The organism is Portibacter marinus (assembly GCF_021533195.1).
Classification (GTDB): domain Bacteria; phylum Bacteroidota; class Bacteroidia; order Chitinophagales; family Saprospiraceae; genus Portibacter; species Portibacter marinus.
Genome location: NZ_JAJNKB010000018.1, coordinates 1 through 9,105 on the forward strand (window position 1 = coordinate 1; position 9,105 = coordinate 9,105).

The 9,105-nt window shown below is 34.8% G+C and carries 7 protein-coding genes; 2 read left to right on the forward strand and 5 right to left on the reverse strand.

Going from position 1 to position 9,105, the window contains the following annotated elements; all coding sequences use genetic code 11:
- Positions 1–13 precede the first annotated feature (13 nt).
- Together L2567_RS21400 and tnpC are read left to right on the forward strand one after the other, a co-directional pair.
- Positions 14–154, forward strand: coding sequence for a hypothetical protein (locus tag L2567_RS21400; RefSeq protein WP_406626734.1), 141 nt, complete (start codon positions 14–16; stop codon positions 152–154).
- 40 nt (positions 155–194) lie between these two features.
- Entirely contained in the window at positions 195–1,631 is a 1,437-nt protein-coding gene (gene tnpC / locus L2567_RS20285) for an IS66 family transposase (RefSeq protein WP_235299690.1), read from the forward strand.
- A 135-nt stretch (positions 1,632–1,766) separates the two neighbouring features.
- Here tnpC and L2567_RS20290 read toward each other — a convergent pair whose 3' ends face one another.
- The 5 genes from L2567_RS20290 to L2567_RS20310 all read right to left on the reverse strand — a co-directional run bounded on the left by L2567_RS20290 (position 1,767) and on the right by L2567_RS20310 (position 8,891).
- Positions 1,767–2,519: a hypothetical protein gene (locus L2567_RS20290; protein WP_235299691.1), complete on the reverse strand. Its 753-nt coding sequence runs from the start codon at positions 2,517–2,519 to the stop codon at positions 1,767–1,769.
- 146 nt (positions 2,520–2,665) lie between these two features.
- Positions 2,666–4,816: a hypothetical protein gene (locus L2567_RS20295; RefSeq protein WP_235299692.1), complete on the reverse strand. Its 2,151-nt coding sequence runs from the start codon at positions 4,814–4,816 to the stop codon at positions 2,666–2,668.
- A 255-nt stretch (positions 4,817–5,071) separates the two neighbouring features.
- Complete coding sequence (locus tag L2567_RS20300) at positions 5,072–5,836, reverse strand: hypothetical protein (RefSeq protein WP_235299693.1); 765 nt, start codon at positions 5,834–5,836, stop codon at positions 5,072–5,074.
- The gene (locus L2567_RS20305; RefSeq protein WP_235299694.1) at positions 5,820–7,922 is read right to left on the reverse strand and encodes a trypsin-like peptidase domain-containing protein; all 2,103 of its coding nucleotides are present in this window, start codon (positions 7,920–7,922) and stop codon (positions 5,820–5,822) included. Before L2567_RS20305 ends, L2567_RS20300 begins: the two co-directional genes overlap by 17 nt.
- Positions 7,923–8,099: 177 nt before the next feature.
- On the reverse strand, positions 8,100–8,891 hold the full coding sequence (locus L2567_RS20310) for a helix-turn-helix domain-containing protein (RefSeq protein WP_235299695.1): 792 nt from the start codon (positions 8,889–8,891) through the stop codon (positions 8,100–8,102).
- Positions 8,892–9,105 lie beyond the last annotated feature (214 nt).

The window sequence follows — 9,105 nt, forward strand, 5'->3', positions numbered from 1 at the left end:
GTATTACAAGCGATTGGAGCAAGGCACCTTTGAACTGCCAATGGAACAGGATCATAGTCAAGAAGTAAGTCTTTCTTGGGAGTCCTTGATGCTAATCATTAGTGGTATCAGTCTTCAGAAAATAGTACGAAAAAAGCGATATAAAAGAGCCTGAAAACGGGGATAAAGTCACACATTATTAGTATATTTAATATGTGTCAAAGGATGAGATAATAGCTGAAAAAGATGCAAAGATTGCTAAGCTGGAACATGAGCTAGCAGAGATAAAACGACTCATTTATGGTTATAAAAAAGAACGCTTTATTCCCAACTCACCATCGGTAGAACAACTCAATCTTTTTGGACAATCTGTAGAGGAAAAGGAGGATATTGATTCGGTAGTAAGGAATGAATCTTCTGCTTCCAAAATAGTACATAAAAAGGTAAAACATCCCGGTAGGAACCCTATTCCAGATCACTTTCCTTGTGAAGAAGAGACATTACGTCCAGACGGTGATTTAGCTGATATGGTGATCATTGGCCAGGAAGTTACAGAAATGGTTGACTATACTCCAGCCAGTTTGATCAAAAAGCGAATCGTCAGACCTAGATATGTATCTAAAGATGGAGAACATGTACTGATCGCTGCTTTACCAGACCGACCGATGCCTAAATGTATAGCAGAGCCTAGTTTGATAGCATGGCTGCAGGTTAGAAAATTTGTAGAGCACATGCCTTACTATCGCCAGATCCAACAGATTAAGAGAGATTACCGCTGGGAGTTATCCTCTTCGACTGTAGGCAACTGGTTTAATCAGTTATGTGAGCTTCTCACACCTCTTTATAATGAATTGAAAGCTCAGATACATTGCAGTACGTATTTACAAGCAGATGAGTCGCCTGTAAAAGTTCTACAAAGTGATAAAAAAGGGGCTACTCATAGAGGTTATCAGTGGGTTTATCATGATCCGGTAAAAGGGTTGGTATTGTTCGATTATAGAAAAGGTCGAGGAAAAGCAGGACCTAAAGAAGTACTTGAAAAGTACAAAGGAATTATTCAATGTGATGGTTGGCATGTATATGATAGCATTGCCAAATCAAGTCCGGATATTGACCTGGCAGGCTGCATGGCTCATGTACGCAGAAAGTTCTATGAAGCTAAGAACTCGAATAAGGAATTAGCTGAATCAGCGTTGAAACAGATTCAAGAAATTTATAATCAGGAGCGTTTAGCCAGGCAGAGTCCAGATCGGAAGCAGTATCGAGATGAACATGCATTGCCACTGATTCGAAAACTTCGGGAATGGGTAGATGAGAAAAGCATCGAGGTATTACCCAATAGTCCTATTGGAAAAGCTATGACCTATTTGGTAAAGCAATGGTCCAAAATAGAATTTATCTTCACGGATAGCAGGATCGAATTAGACAACAACTTCATAGAGAATAAAATTAGACCTTTAGCGCTGGGAAGAAAGAATTATCTATTTGCCGGTTCGCATCAAAGTGCACAAAGAATAGCGATGATGTATTCCTTCTTCGCAACATGCAAAGCTAACAATGTTAATCCCTATGAATGGCTGAAGTCCACAATCGAAGTTATAAATGATACTAAAATGGATCAGCTAGCAAATCTACTCCCAGAAAAGGTGTAGTTGCTGGGATGGATACAGATAATCTAGACTAACCGCCTTTTCACTTTACACCCTACTTCAAAAAAAATTAGGTCGTCGGTGCTACCTCCATCGACCTAAATAATCATAACTTAATACTTATACTTATGAAAAACTTCATCTCGTAGCTAAGTCATATACAAGCCTCAACCTTACTTTGAAAGGGTTGTAAAAATCTATGTTCTTACCGTTGTTTTCTAATGCATTATCAATGAACTTTAAATTTACAGCACGAAAATCAAGATTATAAGCTTTACTTCCCTTTCTCATACTTAGAGTGACAAAGGTCTCGTTAGCAAAAGGTTCAAAAGTAAACCTACTAAATCTGTAATGGATACCTTTCTTACTAAGACCAAACATAATTTTATGTAAAGAAAGACTAAATGCGTTGTTTAATCCCATAAAATAATCCCAATCACCCTTAGTAAAAACCTTCTTTCTAAGACCTAAATGTGGTTGCACACTTGTATTGAAGTACCAGTCGTTAAACCATAAACGCAATTGAATAATTTCATACTGAGGATGAAAATACCTGTAATTTATTCTTCGATTCACGTTGTTAAAGATTATAGAAGTTCCTATTCCAAATTCAAAGAATAGATTATGCTTTACAACTATATCGCCAGAAATACCATAAAAGAATTCATTTAAAACCGATGGTCTCCCATCAATAATGTTGTCTGCTAGGTTCGGCCTTACAAAGTCTACTCTCTTATCCGGTTTCGTAAGTGAAGTTCCAATATTAAATTTCAAAGATTCAATACTTCTTTGACCATACAAGTTAAAGTAACTTAATACTAGCAAAAGAGTAAAAAGCTTTGAACCCAGTGATGAATACTGTAAATTCTCATAGTTGTTGTTGTGTATCATAATTTAATTTTAAATCTTCCTTATTAGTAAAACTCTATAACAGTATTTATGGTATTCTGACCGTTCAAAAACTACTAAATGTAGAGAGTGACATCAAAGAAATCTTAAGTGAAAGATAAATATCTTTATCTTCAACTAATCTCTTTTTATAGCTTCACCACTTTCTTTGTCAATGTTGTATAACCTAAATTCAAAGATATATAGTAGACTCCAGCGTTATATTGTGTCAGGTCAATCTCAAATCCCGATTCTGGCATGTCTTCTTCACTATATTCCATAATTTTACGAGCTTGGGAATCAAAAACCAAGACATTTTTAACAACTGAATCGTCAGGAAGTCCCTTTAGATCAATGAAAGTTATTCCAGTGGTAGGGTTCGCTAATTTTATGTTATCCTCTATTTTCTGACTTGAATTTGGATTATATAAATTAAAGTTATGTAGAAGAGCTGTTCCACAAGTGTTAGTGCCTTCAGCTCTTATTGTCGCAAATCCCGAATAATAGACCACACAATTATTACCATTAGGGTAAATTGTTGCTGATCCATTGTAAACCGACCAACTGTACGGTACTGAACCTGATGAACTTACTGACAAATGAGCACCAGTTGGAACAACATTTGTTGACTGAGAAGGAGATCCGTTTACCAAAGCATTATCCAATGTTGGTGCACCAATGTGTAAGGGTTTAGATATCAATATGTCTGCGCTACCAGATTTGCTTAATGTAAAAGTGATAGTACCATCTCCATTTGAATTTGATGCACCTCTCAAAGTCGCAGAACTTCCGCTTCCTGACGTTGCTGAAGCAAATAGATTACTTGGAGAAACTGACCATGTAACAGTTCTCTGTGGAATTGGATTTTCTAATGTGATAGTCTTATTTGAAGTACATATTAGAAATCCTGAACTAGAAGATACATAAGGTACTCTTGTCGAATTTAGTGTAGTAGGATTACTACCGCCACCTAACCAGTTACTCAATCTGGTGCTACTTGTTCCTCCTCCTGTCCAAGACTTATCAAATCTTCCATAATGAACCAAAACACTAGAAACATCGCACGTCGCTCCTGATCCTTCCGCTTGGCCAAATATTCTATTATTTTGATCAAATATAGGAGATCCCGAAGAACCACCCTCAACCTTTCCCTGGTCAAGTCTAATCAGCCAATGGAACGTCCCGTCTAAGCCAGGGTCTCCATTATCGCTAGCTTCTGAATCAATTATAAATGAAGATACTTTTTTAGCATCTCCAGCGGGATGATGAACACCAAGTCCGGATGTGGCTATATTTCCAGAACGGTCCCACCCTGCTAATGCAATATCATCTCTTTGTTGATCAGTAAGATTTAGCAACGATCCATTAATTTCTAACAAGCTAAAATCTGTATCAATATGAGATGCCCTCAACTGTGAACCACTGAATGTAATCCAAGAACCAGAACCATCATTTCCAGAACTATTACCTGGACAACTTGGGCTACTTGCTTCATATTTAAATCTGAAACTTACTTCAGCAGGATCAAATCCATTATCATTAGTACAATGCAGCGCTGTCAGAAAAAAAAGTCGTAAATCACCAAACTCATTATTAATCAAGGAGCCAGAACAATGTTCATCCATCCCACATAAAATAAGTCCAACAGCATCACTTTCCGTTTCATAACCATTTCCAAGACTGCAATTAACATCAAAATGACAATCCCCTGCTTTGCCAAAACCTGTATCATCGCGGAAGATTGATGAAGGTATTCCTTGACTAATATTAGGGATTTGTAATTGAAGACTTTCAAAATCGTTGTCGTCAAGCACTACAACTATCTGGCTTTCACTCCCAGTAATTATATCAGAAATAAAAATCCCATTTGTAATATTTGATGAAACAATCGGTCCTTGAATAAAATTCTTCTCGCGGGAATAAATGTACATCTTAGCGCTAGTTGGTAGGTGTGTATTTGAAAATTTATACATTAGGGAGCTAGCTTGAGATCTAAAATTAAGTGTCCATATGATCTTATCTTCTAATCGCAAAGTGTCACCATCCAATTTACTGAACTCCGTTGTGGTTCGCACTGCAAATCTGTTATTCCCTTTTCCTTCAAGCTTATCCTTTGCAATTACTTTAGCAAAGTCAACTAATGTAAGTTCATATTTTTCAGTCGGAAGATTTAAATCATAACCTAAAATTTCAATCGCACTTGAAGAATCGGGTATATATTGACTGATGACCTGACCCGAAAGTAAATCAGAGATCAAACACAGGATCATCAAATTAGTAATGTTTAAAATAAATTTCATAAGATATTTTTAATTAGTAATTAATAAAAGAATTAAGTGCTGAAAAGCACAGATAGATATGCAGAGGTACTGTAGATCTACAATAAATTAATTGTGAATCTTATCGATATAACTGCCAAAGGGTCATTATTGAAACCCAACCAATGAGTAGAGCTATAGCCCCGAGGCTAGAATACCAAGTAATGTATTAAGAAATAAACCCTAGGTTCAAATGAAGTGCTTGTTAATTTTGATGTGCTTGAAAACCTCATTGTTTTAAGATAAGAAGTATGAAATTCTAAACCTAAACTTTATTGGATTCACTAAATCTAAGAGCTTTCCATTATTTGCAATAGCAGGGTCTCGATATTTGAGATTAAAAAGTCTATAGTCTACTATAATACTAACCTTTCTAAACCTAGATTCTATACTTGGAAATAATTCATATGAGTGAAGATTCAATTGAAATTTGTCGAATTCGTTGGTCATATTAAAAGAATTATAAAATAACTTATAATATGATAAGCTTATTACGTTGCTTAATCCGATTAACAGCTCTACCTTTTTTAATTTATTGACCTTATACTTTGGTTCAAAATTCAAGAAGAGGTTTGCATTAATATACCAGTCATTAACATACAATGGTTTAGTAAGATCTTCGAAATATGATCTATTATTTATGGGAAGACTAAAATCATTATGATTAAATGCTAGGCCAAGACTATATGACATGGAAAAACTTTGTTTAATTGAATCATCATATGAAAATGCAACAAAGAATTCATTATCCAAGCTCGGATCGTCATTCTTTATTCTCTCTACTACACGGTTAGGCCAATTTTCTAGCAAGAATTCAGTTCTGGTGTCTGGTTTGCTCAATGCAGTACCAATTACTATTGCTGTTTGCTGAGAATTTAAAAAATTGAAAGGAATCACAACAATTAATAATAGCCAAATGAATATTCTATCCATTACTTTCATTTTTAATAGAAGAGCCATTCTCAGCTCTTCTATTTTTGTGTTTTTATATTTTAATAACATTCTTTGCAATTACCCCACTATCTGTTACAATGCGAACTGTGTATGATCCCGGAATTTGATTAGCTAAATTAAATGAGATTTTGTCTTCACCTCTCCTAAAAACACTTCTATTCACTACTTGATTTCCATATTCATTTAGGACTGATATATGCTTAATTTCAATTTCGGTTTTACGCAACTCACTGACATCTAAATAAAATACATCTTCTGTAGGGTTGTTGACAATCATTTGTGATGACGTGTTATAGATCGAAAATAACACTAAACTATTTGAACCACAAGTGTTGCTAGCTGAAGCTCTAACTGTCATGAATGGATAAGAGTAAGCATTACAACTATTGTAAGAAGGATAAATATTGCCATTACCATTCACTTTTTCCCAAGAATAACTTGTTACGTTACTCGCGCTTTCAGCATAAGCTCTTAATATAGCTGGGGGGTTGCTGTAAGTATTAGTTCCTTGTGCTGGTTGCCCATTTACTGTAGCATAATCAAGTGATGGTTTTCCAATCCATATTGTTTCACTTAAAGTTACTGGATCACAACCAGATTTTGAAAGAGTAAATGTAAGGGTAGCTAGACCCGAACTTGAACTACTGCTACTTTGAAATGTTGCAATTGTACCGCTCCCGGAAGAAACATTTACTAAAGAAGAAGGACTTACTGACCAAGAGGTGCTTCTGCCAGGAATAGCATTCACTAAAGTAAATGATTTATTAGAAGAACAAACGACTTCATTGTCGTTATTATCAATATATGGAACTCTCATAGAGTTGACAAAAGTTGCAGGATTACTATCTCCCAGCCAATCACTTAATCTAGTGGCACTAGTTCCTCCTCCAGTCCATGAGTTATCAAATCTTCCGTAACCATCATCCAGGGTTTGTCCACCGCAAAATGAGTTTCCTCCCCAGAGTTGACCTACTATTCTCTTATTTTGATCGAATAGCGGAGAACCAGATGACCCGAATTCTGTTACCCCATTATCCCAATCAACAACCCATAATTCAAATCCCGTCTGATAATTATCATCACGTGAAACCGTCGTGGAAAATGTTGAAATCTTTTTCGCATCAGCATCTGGATGGTGTATCGTGACGCCAGATGTTGCAGCATTTGTACTCCGATTCCAACCTGCAACAGTTAACCCTTCCGTACCAAGAATTTCATTATTGAACTCCAACAAAGCGAAATCAGAGTGATCTTCTCTAAATGCAACTAACTGTGCACCTGTAAATAGTACATATTCATCTACCTCATCGCCAGTGCTTGTTCCTGGACAACTTGGAGTTTCTGCTTCAAAACCAAACCTAAATGTATACAAGTTAAGATTTCCAGCTAAACAATGTTCAGCTGTCAGAAAATACGGCGTCATATCGTTACACTCTGTATTAATTAGAGCACCAGAACATTCTATTCCATTTCCATTAGTCATTAGTCCAACTGCATCATTCTCTAATGTCCATGAATTTCCAACTGAACATCTGACATCAAAGTTGCAAGCACCTGCGTCACCGAAAGCTCTATTATCAACTTTAGGAATCCCATGATTTATACTCACAATCCTTAAATAGAATTTATCAAGATCTTCTTCATCTAAATAAACAACAATGGTAGCTTTATTTCCTTTTATCATATCTGAAGCAAGATCACCTTCAAAAACATGACCGCTTAATATAGGTCCTTGTACCATTCTATGTTCTTTTGAGAATATATACATACTGGCACTTTCTGGTAATTTTAAGTCATCAAAATGAAAACTTAAACTTTTTGCTTTTTTTGTTCTAAAATTAATGGCCCAAGTAGCTTTGCCATTATTTCTGTTCATCATACCGTCAGAGAGGTCGTAGTTAGTTTCTATATTTTCTGAAACGCGACGGGACTTATTGCGGTCTTTCTTATTTCTACTCCTCACTTTATCAAAATCAACAGGTTCCTGGTAAAGAGATTTAATTTTTTCAGGAGTATTTTGTGGAAGGTAATCAAATACTGATTGCTTTTCTGGTAAAATACGCGTCATTATTTGACTAAAACATATTTGCTGAAAAGCAAACGTTAACAATACAATGGTTGTAATTTTTTTCATAACTTTTTTCTCAAAACTACAGCTACATCTTACTTTTTCCTTTGTACATTTTTACATATGTTTTGTATTTTTTACTTAAGTCTTAACAACAAAATTTAATCTCATTACAAACCTTTGACCACGAAGTAAGTAGTATTCATTCTTATTAAGCCTCATATTTTTCTCAGATTATCTATGCTAAACTGCTAGTCTCTTTTTTCTTTTTCTAATAAATGCAATGGGAGTTAAGCCACACTTCTTTTTAAAATACTTTGTAAAATGAGAGTGATCTGAAAAGTTATATGCGTATACAACTTGCTTAATTGTTTTGCCAGACAATAAGTCGCGCTTAATCATTTCTATTTTAATATTATCAATTATCACTTTAGGGCTTTTTCCTAGAACTTTATTACATCTTTTATAGAGAAATTTAGAAGATATCTTAAGTTTTTTAGAGTAATGACTAACGTTGGAATACTCATAAATATCGTTTTTGATCATACTAATAAAGTTATCTACAATCCTGTTGTTTTTGCCTAACTCATGTAAGTCTTCAGCACTTAATATTTTTAGGATTGTCTTAATAACTGAAGGTTTGATAGCTACTTGTATTATATCCTTATCAAAAGAGAAAAATAATGATATCAAATTTACGATCTTGTCATAGTTAGCTGAAAAGACCAACGGATTATTGTAGGAAATCTCATTTAGATAATCTAATGAAATTCTATATTCAGATGGCTTGATATTTTGATGAAAGAAACCGTTTTTAATTCGTAACGAATATCCAGTGCATTTGCTTTTAATATTGGAAACGTTTTGACCTTTTAATAAAACCAATACTTGCTTATTTTGCAATTCCACAACTTGGCCATTTATAGTTATACAACCTTTACCATCTTCAATGAAAATGATTTCGGACTTTTGTTGGAATCCATGACGACATGATTTCTTTAGAAGATAGCTTTTCTTGATGCGTTTTAATGTCATATTATAACGGTTAATAGTGCGTAAGAGGTGTTATAAAGGACGTAGCAAAATAAGGATTTATTAGGATTACAGAGAAGTTTGTTATTTTGAAGTGTCCCCACAAAGTGGGACCGTTTTCTTAAAGAATTAATATAACATATTAATTATTATCATAATATTTTGCTTCTTTTAATTTCCACATTTTTTTGTGGAAAACTATGCGGCTTTTCCATAG